The sequence below is a fragment of the Achromobacter marplatensis genome (assembly GCF_002209535.1).
Classification (GTDB): domain Bacteria; phylum Pseudomonadota; class Gammaproteobacteria; order Burkholderiales; family Burkholderiaceae_B; genus Achromobacter; species Achromobacter marplatensis.
In genome coordinates this window covers 110,541-124,777 of the sequence record NZ_NJIG01000014.1, presented here as the reverse complement: position 1 = coordinate 124,777, position 14,237 = coordinate 110,541, and the positions used below count along the sequence as shown (strand labels likewise).

At 66.1% G+C, this 14,237-nt stretch carries 12 protein-coding genes; 4 read left to right on the top strand and 8 right to left on the bottom strand.

The genetic code is table 11. The features are described 5' to 3' along the window. Window positions 1–25: 25 nt before the first annotated feature. From CEY09_RS24880 to CEY09_RS24870, 3 genes are all read left to right on the top strand, one after another. Window positions 26–1,000, top strand: a complete 975-nt coding sequence (locus CEY09_RS24880) for a TRAP transporter substrate-binding protein (protein WP_006224903.1) — start codon at window positions 26–28, stop codon at window positions 998–1,000. Between the two features lie 97 nt (window positions 1,001–1,097). Then, complete coding sequence (locus tag CEY09_RS24875) at window positions 1,098–1,598, top strand: TRAP transporter small permease (protein ID WP_088590647.1); 501 nt, start codon at window positions 1,098–1,100, stop codon at window positions 1,596–1,598. 36 nt (window positions 1,599–1,634) lie between these two features. Further along, the gene (locus CEY09_RS24870) at window positions 1,635–2,912 is read left to right on the top strand and encodes a TRAP transporter large permease (protein WP_088590646.1); all 1,278 of its coding nucleotides are present in this window, start codon (window positions 1,635–1,637) and stop codon (window positions 2,910–2,912) included. Between the two features lie 1,093 nt (window positions 2,913–4,005). Here the strand turns inward: CEY09_RS24870 and CEY09_RS24860 are convergent. The 8 genes from CEY09_RS24860 to CEY09_RS24825 all read right to left on the bottom strand — a co-directional run bounded on the left by CEY09_RS24860 (window position 4,006) and on the right by CEY09_RS24825 (window position 13,150). After that, a complete protein-coding gene (locus CEY09_RS24860) occupies window positions 4,006–4,992 on the bottom strand; it encodes an ABC transporter ATP-binding protein (protein ID WP_088590644.1) in 987 nt (328 codons plus the stop codon). Continuing rightward, window positions 4,982–6,022 (bottom strand): ABC transporter ATP-binding protein, encoded by a 1,041-nt coding sequence (locus tag CEY09_RS24855; RefSeq protein ID WP_088590643.1) that lies wholly within the window; start codon window positions 6,020–6,022, stop codon window positions 4,982–4,984. Before CEY09_RS24855 ends, CEY09_RS24860 begins: the two co-directional genes overlap by 11 nt. Next, the gene (locus tag CEY09_RS24850) at window positions 6,019–7,506 is read right to left on the bottom strand and encodes an amidohydrolase family protein (RefSeq protein WP_088590642.1); all 1,488 of its coding nucleotides are present in this window, start codon (window positions 7,504–7,506) and stop codon (window positions 6,019–6,021) included. The genes CEY09_RS24855 and CEY09_RS24850 overlap by 4 nt, the downstream gene beginning before the upstream one ends. Next, a complete protein-coding gene (locus tag CEY09_RS24845) occupies window positions 7,506–8,699 on the bottom strand; it encodes an amidohydrolase family protein (RefSeq protein WP_088590641.1) in 1,194 nt (397 codons plus the stop codon). The genes CEY09_RS24850 and CEY09_RS24845 overlap by 1 nt, the downstream gene beginning before the upstream one ends. A gap of 28 nt (window positions 8,700–8,727) precedes the next feature. Then, on the bottom strand, window positions 8,728–9,669 hold the full coding sequence (locus CEY09_RS24840; protein ID WP_088590640.1) for an ABC transporter permease: 942 nt from the start codon (window positions 9,667–9,669) through the stop codon (window positions 8,728–8,730). Beyond that, complete coding sequence (locus CEY09_RS24835; RefSeq protein WP_006224911.1) at window positions 9,659–10,651, bottom strand: ABC transporter permease; 993 nt, start codon at window positions 10,649–10,651, stop codon at window positions 9,659–9,661. The genes CEY09_RS24840 and CEY09_RS24835 overlap by 11 nt, the downstream gene beginning before the upstream one ends. Before the next feature lie 81 nt (window positions 10,652–10,732). Then, on the bottom strand, window positions 10,733–12,310 hold the full coding sequence (locus CEY09_RS24830) for an ABC transporter substrate-binding protein (RefSeq protein ID WP_006224912.1): 1,578 nt from the start codon (window positions 12,308–12,310) through the stop codon (window positions 10,733–10,735). 102 nt (window positions 12,311–12,412) lie between these two features. Further along, window positions 12,413–13,150 (bottom strand): aspartate/glutamate racemase family protein, encoded by a 738-nt coding sequence (locus CEY09_RS24825; protein ID WP_088590639.1) that lies wholly within the window; start codon window positions 13,148–13,150, stop codon window positions 12,413–12,415. Window positions 13,151–13,398: 248 nt separating this feature from the next. On the opposite strand from CEY09_RS24825, the gene CEY09_RS24820 reads away from it, so the two are divergent. After that, complete coding sequence (locus CEY09_RS24820) at window positions 13,399–14,118, top strand: GntR family transcriptional regulator (RefSeq protein ID WP_088590638.1); 720 nt, start codon at window positions 13,399–13,401, stop codon at window positions 14,116–14,118. Window positions 14,119–14,237 lie beyond the last annotated feature (119 nt).

The following is a 14,237-nucleotide window of genomic DNA, read 5'->3' as shown; positions in this document are numbered from 1 at the left end:
AAGATACCCAAAACCGGAGAAGACAATGCGTAAATCCTGGCTTGCGGCCACGATCCTGGCCGCCTGCGCGGCCGCCACCTCGCTGCCCTCGGCAGCCCAGACCACCCTGAAGATGGCCTACGCCCTGTCGACCTCGTCGCACTACGGTGCCGGCGCCGACGCCATGGCCAAGTCCATCGAGGCGTCTTCCGGCGGCAAGTACAAGGTACAGCAATTCGCCAACAGCGCCTTGGGCGGTGAACGCGAGGTGATCGAAGGCCTGCAGATCGGCACCATCGACCTGGCCATCGTTTCGACAGGCGCGACCCTCAATTTTGTTCCCGAGACTGGGGTTTTCGATATCCCCTTCCTGCTGCGCGACCTGCAGCACGCCCGCACGGTGCTCGACAGCAAGATCGGCCAGGACATGCTGGCCAAGTTCCCCAGCCGGGGCATCGTCGCGCTCGCCTGGGGCGAGCAGGGCTTTCGCCACCTGACCAACAACGTGCGCCCGGTCAAGACGCCGGCCGACGCCAAGGGCCTGAAGATCCGCACCACGGAAAACCCTATCCACATCACGGCTTTCCGCCAGATCGGCATCCTGCCCACGCCCATGGCCTGGCCTGAAGTGGCCACCGCCCTGCAACAAGGCACCATCGACGGCCAGGAAAACCCGCTGTCGGTGATCACGTCGGCCAAGCTGTCGCAAATGCAGAAGTACCTGTCCTTGACGGGCCACGTGTACGGACCCGCCCTGGTGCTGATGTCGGCCAACGTCTATGACGGCTTGTCGGCCGCCGACAAGGCCAACTTCGACAAGGCTGGCAAGGATTCCGCCCTGGCCATGCGCGGCTACGTGGACAACATCGAGAAGACGGGCGTCGAGCAGTTGAAGAAGGAAGGCATGCAGGTGTCCGAGGTGGATCGCGCCGCGTTCGCCGCCGCCGTCGAGCCCGCCTACCCCGAGTACTACAAGAAGTTCGACAAGAAGCTGATCGACTCGATCCGCGACACCAAGTAAGCCGGGCCACCACCCCGGTTCGGCCCTGCGGCGGGATCGATATCCCGCCGCTTGCCGTCCCCTCAGTCCATTGCGCCCCTTGCTACCGGGATTCATCATGCGTTTGCTATGCGCTTTCGACCGCGGCCTGTTCAAACTGGTCTCGATCTTTGCCCAACTTTTGCTGGTGGCCGCCGCCGCCGCCGCGTTCTATCAGGTGGTTGCCCGCTTCGTGCTGCATTCGCCCGCCGACTGGAGCGAGGTGCTGACCCGCGCCCTCCTGATCTGGACCGTGCTACTGGGCGTGGCCCTGGCCTTTCGCCACGGCGCCATGATCAGCGTGGAACTGCTGCGCAACCTGCTGGGCGGCACGAAACGCCGTGTGCTTGAGGCCATCATCGGATTGATCTGCGCCAGCTTCCTGGGCTTTTTGGCCTGGATCGGCGGCAACATGACCTACCGCGTGCGATTCCAGACCGTTCCCAGCCTGGATATTTCGATTTCGTGGATCTATCTGGCGATCCCGGTTGGCGCGACGCTGGCCGCCATCGCCGTGTTGGCCCGCTGGTGCGCCGGCGAAGAAGAAGACGTGCCCGTGCGCAACGACGCGCAAGGCTAAGCCGCCCCTTATCGAACCTGAGCAGCAGATATCGCCATGTCCCAAATAATGATTGTCTCGATGCTGATCTTCTTCGGGCTGTCCGTGCCGGTCGCCGTGTCGATTGGCCTGGCCAGCCTGGCAGGCGTCGGCACCGCCGGCCTGCCCTGGGTGGTCGTCGCCCAGCAGCTGTTCGCCGCGCTGGACAAGTACCCCCTGGTCGCCATCCCCTTCTTCATCCTGGCCGGCAACCTGATGGAAGCCGGCGGCATCTCCGAACGCATGGTCGAATTCGCCAAGAGCGTGGTCGGCGGCATCCAGGGCGGCCTGGCCTGCACCTGCGTGCTGACATGCATGATCTTCGCGGCGGTCGCCGGCTCCAGCGTGGCCACCACCTTCGCCGTAGGCGCGATCCTGATCCCGGCCATGATCCGGCACGGCTACCCGGCGCCGTTCGCGGCGTCATTGCAAGCCAGTGCGGCGGAACTCGGCGTGATCATCCCGCCGTCGATTCCGATGATCCTGTATGCCGTGTCCACCGATACGTCCACCGGCGAGCTGTTCATCGCCGGCGTCATGCCCGGCATCCTGATCGGCGTGGCGCTGATGTTCTACGTGTGGTTCTACGCCAAGCGCAACAACCTGGGCAAGCGCGACGGCGAAGGCCGCCTACCGCTGTGGCCGGCGTTCAAGAACGCCTGGCTGGCGCTCTTGATGCCCGTGATCATCCTGGGTGGCATCTACGGGGGCGTCTTCACGCCGACCGAAGCGTCGGTGGTGGCAGTGATGTATGCGGTGGTGGTGGGCAAGTTCATCTACCGCCGCCTGACATTCAAGCAACTGTCCGCGACGCTACACAAGTCGGTGGTGTCCACGGCCGTGATCATGTTCGTGATCGCCAACGCGGGCGTGTTCAGCTTCCTCTTGAACCGCGCAGGCATCCCGGATGCGCTGGGCGTCTGGCTGTCGCAGCTGTTCGATACGCAGTTCTCGTTCCTGATGGGCGTGAACGCGGCGCTGTTCGTGATCGGGATGTTCATCGAAACGTCGGCATCGATCGTGGTGCTGGCCCCGTTGCTGCTGCCGGTGGCGCTCAAATTTGGAGTGGAACCGGTGCACTTCGGGATCATCATGGTGGTGAACCTGGCACTGGGGATGATCACGCCGCCGTTCGGGGTGAATCTTTTCGCGGCGTGCGCGGTGGCTAAGTTGCCGCTTGAGCGATTGATCAAGCCGTTGATTCCGTTTGTGGGTGTCGTGATCGTTTGCTTGATGGTGATTACTTATTGGCCGGGACTGTCGTTAGGGTTGAGGGATTTGGTTTACGGGAAGTGATGGGGGGGATTCGTAGGTCGCGATTGGTTTTAGGCCGCGGCCGATGAGCGCTTCGTCGGTCGCCCATCGGCGGGGGCGCCATGGCCACTCGCGCCCACGATTGCGGTCCGGCGCGCGGGCGCCGGACTGCCCCGTTGTCATCTTCGTCCAGGCCTACGGCCTTCCCTTCAGATTCCCTCGGGCGCATCGAGGTTGCTCGCAGCCATGGCGCCCCCGCCGACGAGCTGCCGGCGTCTTGGATTGGTCCGCTGCTAGGGGTGGGATGACTGACGAGTGCTGCGAGGCCCGCCGATTGCGCCCGCGCGGGCGGGCGTAATCGGCATACGCGTTGGTGGTGCGTCGCACGGTGGTCGCTTGCGCGTGGGTGGCGAGTCGGTTTCTTTGGGTTCCCGCAGTCATTGAGGGGGTGGAGCGACGGGTGGCGCGCGGCAGGCAGCCGCGTGCTTGGCCCGGCCTGTACGCGCGCCACCCGTCTAATGGGGAGACTGTCGCTCATCTTACGGCCCCATCATCATCGGTAGGATGGGTGTAGCGCGGCAAGTCCGCGCATCAGGATGAGAGTGTCCAACGCGCGAAACCCATCATGCGGTCATGATCGACATAACTGTCATGGGAACCCCATTGGCACGCACCTGCGCCGATGATGGGTTTCGTGCGGCGCGCACCGGCGTTCATGGGCCTACCCGAACGCACTCCACCCATCCTACGAAAGCGATCAGCACCGCGCAGCGCAAAAAGCCACGACGCAAGACACTGCGTAAGCTCCACGAGGCCGCCCGCGCGGCCGGCATGGAGCGGCCCCGCAAGATCTTCCACCACCACCCGCTGTTGGTGGGAACCCCAAGCACGCCGCCCTCCCCGGCTGACGTCAGGGCACAGCTGCTGGAGTCTGGCGCTTGGGTGGCCTGGGGCGCGCGGGGAGTCGATAAGCCCGAGGGAATCCGAAGGCAGCGGCCGCAGGCCGCCACGAGGATGACGACGGGGCAGTCCGGAGCGAAGGCTCCGGACCGCAATCGTTGACCCGCGCGCCCCAGGCCACCCACACGCCAGACGTCAAAAGAACACCACAACCGCCCCCAAACCCCACACCCCACTAAGCCGCCACCGCCCCCCTCTCCCACCTCACCGCATGACACCGTAACTGCCGCCCACCCACGCTGCTAACCTCCGGCACTTCCACGCGGCACTCTTCCCGGGCATCCGGGCAGCGGGGATGAAACGTGCACCCCGCCGGCGGCTGGATCGGGTTCGGCACTTCGCCGCCCATGGGTTCCCGGTCGCGCCGGGGATCCTCCAGGTCTGGAATCGTATCCAGCAACATCCGCGTATACGGATGCTGCGGCGAATCGAACAACTGGTCGGCGGCCGCCTGCTCGACGATCCTGCCCAAGTACATCACCGCCACGCTGTCGGACACGTGGCGCACGACTGACAGGTTGTGGCTGATGAACACGTACGTCAGGCCAAATTCCTTTTGCAGGTCGCCCATCAGGTTCAGGATCTGCGCCTGCACCGACACGTCCAGCGCGGAAGTGGGTTCGTCGCAGACCAGGAACTCGGCTTCGGTTGCCAAGGCGCGCGCGATCGAAATGCGTTGGCGCTGGCCGCCCGAGAACTCGTGGGGGAAGCGGCCGGCGTCGCTGGCGGACAGGCCGACCAGTTCCAGCAGGTCATCGACCCGCCGGCGCGTGTCGGCGGGCGTGCTACGCAGGCCTAGCGTGATGATCGGTTCGGCCACGATGTTGCCCACGCGCCAGCGCGGGTTCAGGCTGGCGTAGGGGTCCTGGAAGATCATCTGCGGGTGCAGCACGCCGCCGGCACGGTTGCGGCCGTATTCCAGCGTGCCGCGTGTGGGCGCCACCAGGCCCACCAGCAGTTTGGCCAGTGTGGACTTGCCGCAGCCGGATTCGCCCACGATGCTCAGCGTGGTGCCTCGGGGCACCGCCAGGGACACGCCGTCAACCGCCTTCAGCGTTTGCTCGGGCTGGCGCGACAGCGTGCGTTCCAGCCAGGGCGGCGATACGTCGAACCAGCAGGCCAGGTCTTCGGCCCGCAGCAGCAGGTCATCGTTACGCGGCATGAGCGACTCCTCCTTGATGCAGCCAGCAGGCGCTGACGGTGGCGCCTGCTGGCGAGGCGGCCAACGGCGGGCGCGTCTGCGCGCAGCGTGGCCCGGCCTGGGCGCAGCGGGGATGGAACGCACAGCCGTCGGGCATGGCATGCAGGCGCGGCATGGCGCCGTCGATCTGATTCAGCCGGGCGGCGCGCTGGCGCAGGCCCGGGATGGCGTTCATCAGGCCCTGGGTATAGGGGTGGCCAGGACGACGCAGCACGTCCAGCACCGGGCCGATTTCGACGATGCGGCCGGCGTACATCACGGCTACGCGATCGGCGGTCTCGGCGATCACCCCCATGTCGTGGGTCACCAGCAGCACCGACGTGCCTTGTTCCCGGCACAGCCGGCGCAACAGCGCCGTGATCTGCGCCTGCACGGACACGTCCAGCGCGGTCGTCGGTTCGTCCGCGATGATCAGCGCAGGCCGAGCCGCCAGGGCTAGCGCGATCACCACGCGCTGGCGCATGCCGCCCGAGAACTGGTGCGGATAGTGGTCGATGCGCTTGTCGGCCGCCGGGATCCCCACGGCCAACAGCAATTCCAGCGCCCGGGCGCGCGCCGCGGCGGCGGAGCACTTGTCGTGGTGGCGGATGGTTTCGACCAGTTGGTCGCCCACCGTGAACAAGGGGTGCAGGCTAGTCAGCGGATCCTGGAAGATCGCGCCGATCTCCTTGCCGCGCAGTCGCTGGCGCGCCTTGGGCGGCAGGTTGTCGATGCGCTTGCCCGCCAGGTGGATCTCGCCGCCGCCCAGGCGTCCGGGCGGCTCCAGCAGGCCAATCACCGCCATGCCGGTCAAGGACTTGCCCGCGCCGGACTCGCCCACCATGCCCAGGATTTCGCCGGGCTGGATGTCGAAACTGATGTCGCGCGTGGCCACCAGGATGCCGTGGCGGGTCGGGAATTCCACCGACAGCCCGCGCACGGACAAGGTCGGGGTCGTGGCGGGTGCGGCGTTGGCCGCGGGCGCAGCCGGGCGCGGTAGGATTGCCATCATGACGGGCTCCTTGCGGGACGCGGATAGCTGGAAGAGAAAATCTGGTCGACCGGGGGATGCCCCCAGGTGCGGTCGGGGTAGCGCGCGATCACGCCGTCGAACTGCGATTGCGCCTGCTCTTGCGCCAGGCGCGCGTCGAAGCCCGCGATATGGCCGTCCACCATGACGAAACGGCCGTCGATGATCACCTGCGACACGTCCCGCCCGCTGCCGCTGACCATCAGCGTCTGGATCGGGTCGATCATCTGGCCGTTGCGGTCGTGCGAGAAGTCGAATACGACGATGTCGGCCTTGGCGCCCACCGCCAGCCTGCCCAGGTCGGGCCGGCCCAGGGCATCGGCGCCGCCGACCGTGGCGGCGTCGTAATAGTCCTCCGAGCGCACGGCTTCGGTGGAGCCTTCGACCACCCGGCACAGCATCATTCCCACCTGCATGTTCAACACCATGTCGGGGGGCCAGGTGTCGGTGCCCATGCCGATGTTCACCCCCATCTTGCGGTAGCGTGCGAACGACTCCAGCGTTGCGCCGTGGCGTCCCGACACCAGCGGGCAATGCACGATGCTGGCGCCCGCGTCGCGAATGATTTCGATGTCTCGCCCCGGCCGCTCAATGTGGCGCGAACCGGACACGTAGGTGCCGTGCGGCAGCAAGGCGCGTTCGGACAGGAAATCCAGGCTTTGCAGCCACTCGGGCGGGCTCATGCCGTGCTGCTCCAGCACCAGGTCGTATTCCAGGCGCGACTGGCAGCAATGCAGCCGGATCGGGATGTCGCGCTCGCGCGCGGCAGCGGCCGATGCACGCAACAGGCCTGGCGTACAGGTCTCGATGCGGTCGGGTGACAGCATGGCGCGCACGCGGCCATCGTGGCGGCCTTCGATTTCGTCGCAGAACGCCACGGCCTCGGCCAAGCCAGCCATGCCGCGCGCCTCGTCGTAATGGCAACGGATCTTGCCGTCGCCATCCACATAGGTATGGCCGCTGCGGTACGCCGGCCCCAGATACACGCGCAGCCCCAGTTCGCCAGCCGCGTTGGCGGCCGACAAGAATTCGTCGCGAGTCTCGCCCCAGACGCGATAGAACAGCGACGCGATGGGCAACGCGGTGGTGATGCCGTTGCGGATCAACTGCGCGAAGGCGTAGCGCTTCTGGAAGGCCAGTTCGGCGGGGGTGTACATCTCGTACGGCCCCTGCTTCATGTAGGTTTCCGGCCAGATGCGGCCTTTGCGCCACGCGGGAGAATTGTCGAAACCCAGGATGGTCGTGTCCAGGTCCGACAGCGCGTCCAGGTCCACGAAGCCCGGGCCGATCATTGCGCGGCCGTAGTCATGACGGCGCGCGACTTGCCCCGGATAGCGATGGCCGACATAGACGATGCGGTTGCCTTCGAAGACGACTTCGCCGTTCTCGTACAGGCAGTGCCGCCCGTTTTCATGGCCGACCACCCAGCGGGCAGTCAGCAGGATCGGGCCTTCGGCGGCGCGCATCAGGGTGCCTCCACCAGCGCGCGACCGTCGCGGGCCACCACGCGGCCCCGCTTGACGACCAATTTGCGCACGGGCCGCGACACGATCGCTTCGGCCACCGTTTCGGCGTCCACCAGCACGAAGTCCGCATGGCAACCGGGCGCCAGGCCGTAGTCGGCCAGATTCATGACGCGCGCGTTGCCGTAGGTGGCCACGTCCATCGCCAGCGCCAATTCGTCGTCGCGCCGGAAGTTGTTGCGCAAGCCCACCAGCATCGTGCGTTCCAGCATGTCGGGCTTGCCGTAGGGACCCCAGGTGTCGCGCATGCCGTCGTTGCCGGTACAGACCGTGACGCCGGCCTGGCGCAGGCGCGCCACATTGGGCACGGGACGCGATGCGGACCCCGTCGTCATGATGTGCACGCCCGCCTCCAGCAGGCCATCCGTCAGCGCCTGCACGGCCTGCGTGTCCGTCATGCCCAGGCAGAACGAATGCGACAGGGTGACCTTGCCCTGCATGCCCAGCGCCAGCACGCGGTCGATCGTCATCTGCATCGAAAACGCGCCCAGTTCGCCGGCCTCATGCAGGTGGATGTCGATCGGCTTGCCGTGCTTGTCGGCCAGGCCGAAGATGGCGTCCAGATGCCCCTTGGGGTCGCGGTCCATGCCGGCCGGGTCCAGCCCACCCACGACTTCCGCCCCCATGCGCAGGGCCTCGTCCATCAGTTCCAGCGTGCCCGGGCGGATCAGCAGCCCGCTTTGCGGGAAGGCCACGAGTTCCACGTCGATCTGGTCGCGGTACTGCTCGCGGGCGCGCATCACGCCTTCGATGGCCGCAAGCCCGATGTCCGTATCCACGTCCACGTGACTGCGGATATGGCTGGTGCCGTCGGCGATCGACATCACGATCTGCCGCGCCGACTGCCGATACGGGTCGATGCCCAGGCGCTTTTTCTCGGCGCGCTCGTTCTCGATCTTGTCGATCAGCCGCGGCCCCACCTCGTTGCGATACCAGGGCATGCCATACATCGTCTTGTCCAGATGCGCGTGGGCGTCGATCAGCCCCGGCAGGATCAGGGCGCCCCCGCCATCCACCACCGGCACGCCGGCGGGGGCGGCGCCGCCCAGCGCCTGGATGCGCCCATCGCGCACCAGCACCGACGTCAGCTCGCCGCCGGCCGGGCGCACTTGGGTATACAGCGTTGCGTTTTCCATGCTTGACCTCTATTCAAACGGTGCGCCTTCAGCGCAAACGGGGATTCAGGGCGTCGCGCAGCCAGTCGCCCAGCAGGTTCACCACCAGCACGATCAGGCTCAGATACAGCGCTGGGAAGACCACCACCCACCACTGCCCCGAAAACAGGAACTGGTTGCCCAGGCGGATGAGCGTGCCCAGCGACGGCTCGGTGGGCGGCATGCCCACGCCCAGAAAGCTCAGCGTGGCCTCGATCAGGATGGCCAGCCCCAGGTTCAGCGTGGCGGTGACCATGACGGGCGTCAGCGTGTTGGGCAGGATGTGCGTCAGCATGATGCGCAATGGGCTGACGCGGATCAGGCGCGCCGCCTGCACGTATTCCTTGCCGCGCTCGACCAGTGCCGACGCCCGGACCGTGCGGGCGTACTGCACCCAGTTGGTCATCGAGATGGCCAGGATCAGGATCACGGACGACAGCGTTTCGCGCAGGCCCGGCGGCAGCAGTTGCCGGAACACCGCCGTGACCAGGATGGCGACAAGAATCGTGGGGATGCTCAACAGCGTATCGCCCACCCGCATCAGCGCGTTGTCGATCCAGCCGCCGAAATAGCCGGCCGCCAACCCCACCAGCAGGCCGATCGCCAGCGACAGCACCACCGTCGCCAGGCCGATTACCAGCGACATGCGCGAGCCATACAGGATGGCCGACCACACGTCGCGGCCCTGCGTGTCCGTGCCCAGCAGGAACTGCGGGTCGGCGCCCTCCACCCAGAAGGGCGGCAGTTCGGCATTCAGCAAGTCCAGCTGCGCCAGGTCATAGGGATTCTGCGGCGCGATCCACGGCGCGAACAGGGCCAGCAGCACCACCACCAGCAGCACGATGCCCGCGCCCATCGCCACGTAGTCGTGCCGCAGGCTCCACCACAAGTCGCTTTGCAGGAAACGCGACAGCCGGCTCTGCGCGCCGCCCGAAAAAGGTTTAGTGAGCATTGGCGCCTCCTTTGACGTGCTGGCTGCGCAGGCGCGGATCGACCACGCCATACATCATGTCCACCAGCGTGTTCAGTGCCACGAAGATGAAGGACACAATCACCAGATAGGCGGCCATGACGGGGATGTCCACGAACATGACCGATTGGATGAACAGCAGCCCCATGCCCGGCCACTGAAACACAGTTTCCGTGATCAGCGCGAACGCGATCAGGTTGCCGATCTGCATGCCCGTCACGGTAATGACGGGCATCAGACAGTTGCGCAGTGCCAGCCGGAAATGCACCACGCGGTCCGGCAGGCCGCGGGCCCGGGCAAACTTGATGAACTCGGTGCGCAGCGTCTCCAGCATCTCGGCCCGCACCAGCCGCATGATCAGCGTGATCTGGAACAGCGCCAGCGTGATCGACGGCAGCACCAGCGCGGCGCGGCCCGAAGGCGTCAACAGGCCCGTGGACCACCACCCGATCTTCACCGTATCGCCGCGGCCGAAACCGGGCAGCCAGCCCAGTTGCACCGAAAATATAAGAATGAGCATGATGCCCACCACGAAACTGGGCAGTGAAATGCCCAGGATGGACACGAACTGCAGGGCCTGCGCCACCCGCGACTTGCGGTAGATGGCCGTCAGCACGCCCAGCGGCACGCCGATGACCAGCGACAGCAGCGTGGCCATCATCACCAGTTCGAAGGTGGCGGGAAACCGTTCGGCCACCAGCGCGAACACGTCCTGCTGGTTGCGGTAGGAAATGCCGAACTCGCCTTGCGCCGCATTGGTCACGAAGTGCACGAACTGCATGCCCACCGACGCGTTCAAGCCCAGCCGCTCGCGCAGTTCGTCGCGCTGCGTCTGCGAGGCCTGCTCGTTCAACATCATGTCGACGGGGTCGCCGACAAAACGGAAAATCACGAAGGCCAACAACGCCACCGCCAGCATCACGCCAACCGCGTTGAAAACCCGTCTAACAATGAATGCCAGCATGTGCGGCTCCCTTCAGACCCGATCTCAGACTCAGGGCCGCCGCGCCCGACGCTGGCGCGTGGCGGCCCGCTCAGGCACGCATCACTGCATGCGCACGTTCCACAGCCGCGCCTTGTTGTCCGGCATCTGCAGCACTTCGCCCACGTTGGCGCCCACCGCCCAGGCCATGGGCTGCTGGTGCAGCGGCAGGAAGCGCACGTCGTCATGCAGCGTCTGCAGCACCTCGGCCATCATCTGGATACGCTTCGGGCGGTCCATCTCGGCGGCGGCGGCATCGATCTTCGCGTCCAGCGCGGCGTCGCCCCACTGGCCCCAGTTGAAGACGCCCGCCGGGCCCGTGCGGCTGTGCATCACCTGCAGCAGGATCGACAAGGCGTCGATCTGCGGCTCGTTGGCCCAGCCGTGGATGGTGATGTCGAACTCGCCGCGCGAGCGCTTGGGGTTCTGCAGCGAACGCGGGCCGCTGGCCAGCGTGGCCTTCACGCCGATCCGCGCCCACATCGAGGCGGCGGCCTGGCACAGTTCTTCCTCGTTCACGAACATGTCGTTGGAGCACAGCAAAGACAGCGTGAAACCGTCGGGGTAGCCGGCATCGGCCAGCAGCTTCTTGGCGCGGGCCGCATCGAACGGCAGCCGCTCTTCCTGCTTGGCCTCGTATCCCGGAATGGACGGGGCCACCAGCGCGCCCGTGGTGCGCGACAAGCCGCGCATCACGCGCTTTTGCAGCAGGTCGGGCGAAAGCGCCATGTACAGCGCCTGGCGCACGCGCAGATCCTTGAGGGGATTCTTGTCGGTGATGTTCGAACCGACGAGCTTGTCGCCCAGGTTGAAGCCGAAGTACAGCGTGCGCAATTCGGTCGCCGCCAGCACCTTCACGTTCTGCGCCGCGCGCAGGCGGTCCAGGTCCTGCAGCGGAGCGTTTTCGGTGAAGTTGATGTCGCCCGAAAGCAGGGCCGCCACCCGCGTCGGCGCCGACGCGATAGGCGTGAACTCGATACGATCCAGATTGTGGCGTGGCTTGTCCCACCAGTCTTTGTTCACGACCAGCACGGTCCGCGTATCCGGGCGGTACGACTCCACCTTGAACGGACCGGTGCCGTTGGCGTTGTGCGTGGCGTAGCCTTCGATCTTCTTCGCGGCATCCGTCGGCTTGGTGCTGTTGTTGTCCACCAGCCACTGGCGGTTGAAGATGAAGATGTTGGTCAGGTCGTTGAGCATCAGCGGGTACGGATGCGTCATCTCGATATCGACGGTGAAGTCATCGACCTTGCGCACCGCCTTGAAGGCGGGCAGGTTGCCCTTTAGCGGCGAGGCGTCGTCCGACACGCGGGTCATCGAGGCCACCACGTCGTCGGCGGTGAACGGCGCGCCGTTGTGGAACTTCACGCCCTGGCGCAGCTTGAAGCGCAGCACGGTGGGCGACGTGGCCTCCCAGGACTCGGCCAGCGCGGGCGTGATGTTGAACTTGTCGTCGTAGCGAATCAGCGCTTCGTACACGTGGTTCAGGAACGCCAGGTTGAAGGTGCTGCCGTAGGAATACGGATCCAGCGAATCCAGGTCGCGCGCGGCGCCCCACTTCAGCGTGTTGGCGGCGGAGGCCCCGGTGATGGCGGACAGCGCGATCACTGCCCCGGCGGTCCATTTGAGCAACGTCTTCATGGCTGCAACTCTCCCTTGTCTATCGTTCTGAAATACCGGTTTGAAGTCGCCGGGACCGGGCCCGGCGCAATGCGTGAAGCAATCGGGTCGGGCCCGGCCGGATCAGGCCGCCGCGCAAAGGCGCTGGGCCCGGTCCAGCGAAGCCAGCGCCAGCACCTGCGCCAGGGCGGCGCGGTAGGAATCGATGATGGGCACGGCGGGCCGGCGCGGCAGGGCTGGCAGGTAGCCGGCCAAGGCGGCGCCCGCCACAATCACCACGTCGGCGCCCTGCGCCACGGCGGCGTCCAGCGCACGGCTGACCTCAGCCGCCGACTCGGGCGACCGCGACACGTAGTCCAGCGCGTTGCCGGGCAAGGCGATGATGGCGGCGCAGCGGGACTCCAGCCCCAGTTGGCGGATCTGTTCGCGCAGCATGCCGGGCCAACGCTGGCCCACGGTCACGATGGCGTAGCGGTCGCCGCGCTGCATGGCGGCCATGATGGAGGCCTCGGCCATGCCCACGACGGGCACGGGCAGGCATTCGCGCACGGCGCCGATGCCCGGCTCTCCGAAACAGGCCAGCAGGCAGGCGTCGAACGGCGTCTCGGCTCCGGCCGCCTCGCGCTCAACGGTCTCCAGCACCGCATGGGCCGCGACAGCTGCCTCGACGCGGCTGGCGATATAGGCGGGCCCGAACGTGGCGGTGACGGCATGCACGTCGGCGGCGCCGCCAAAGAAAGCGCGCGCCTGCGCGGCCAGGCTGACGGTCAGGTCGGCGGTGGTGTTGCCGTTGACCACCAGCAGGCGGTACGGCGTGAAAGCGGGCCGATCGATGGCGACGGCGTCGGGCATGGCAGACATGGAACAAACCTCTATCGGTTTGTATACAAACTAGTCACAACATTCGGCTCACACAGACCGTTTTTGTATAAATGTTTGTATACGATTTATGCCGACAATGTACGCGCTTGGTTGCTGCCTTCAAGCTATCGCTAACCCTTACCGCCCGGTGTAGTATGCTTGCCTACACCCCGCCGTGCGCGCCGGCAGCGGATGCCGAGCCTTTCCTACACAGTGAAAACGCGCATGCACAGGAGCCTAAGAAGAAGATGAAACCTCTCGCGCCGCCGGCTAACGAGCCCGCCAAGAAAGACATAAACCGCAGCGAAATCGTATACATAAATTTGCGCCGTGCCATCATCGAGCAGGCCCTGCTGCCGGGCGACAAGCTGCCTGAAGACGTCATTGGCGACCGCTTCGGCGTCAGCCGGACGATTGTGCGGGGGGTGTTGACGCGCCTGTTCAGCGAAGGGCTGGTGGATCTGCGGCCGAACCGGGGGGCCGCGGTGGCGCGCCCCAGTCTGGAAGAGGCGCACGACATCTTCGAGGCGCGCCGCTGCCTGGAACGCGACGTCGCCCGTCGGCTGCTGCAGCACATCACCGAAGCGGGGCTGACGCGCCTGGCGCAGCACGTGGCGCAAGAGGAAGAAGCCCGCAAGCGCAACAGCACGAACGAATCCATCCGGCTGTCGGGCGAATTTCACATTCTGATGGCCGAGCTGTCGGGCAATGCGGTGTATGCCCGCTATGTGAACGAGATCGTGTCCCGCTGCTCGTTGATCCTGGCGCTTTACGGCCGCCCGCACTCAAGCGAATGCGCGGTCAGCGAGCACATGGAGATCGTGGAAGGCCTGCGCGCGCGCGATGAAAAGCACGTGCTGCATCTGCTGGAGCATCACCTGGAGTCGGTTACCGCGCGGGCGCTGCTGAGCACGGACAGCTCAGGCGTGCGCGACATCCGCAAGATCCTGGACCGCTACGGAACCTGAACGCGGCGCGGCGATGCCGTGCACGAACGGACCGCGTAGGCGCGGACCCGCCCGATGGGCGCGCAGGTGTCCCCAAGAATGAGAAAAGCGCCCGGTCGGGGCGCTTTTCGGTTCTGGGG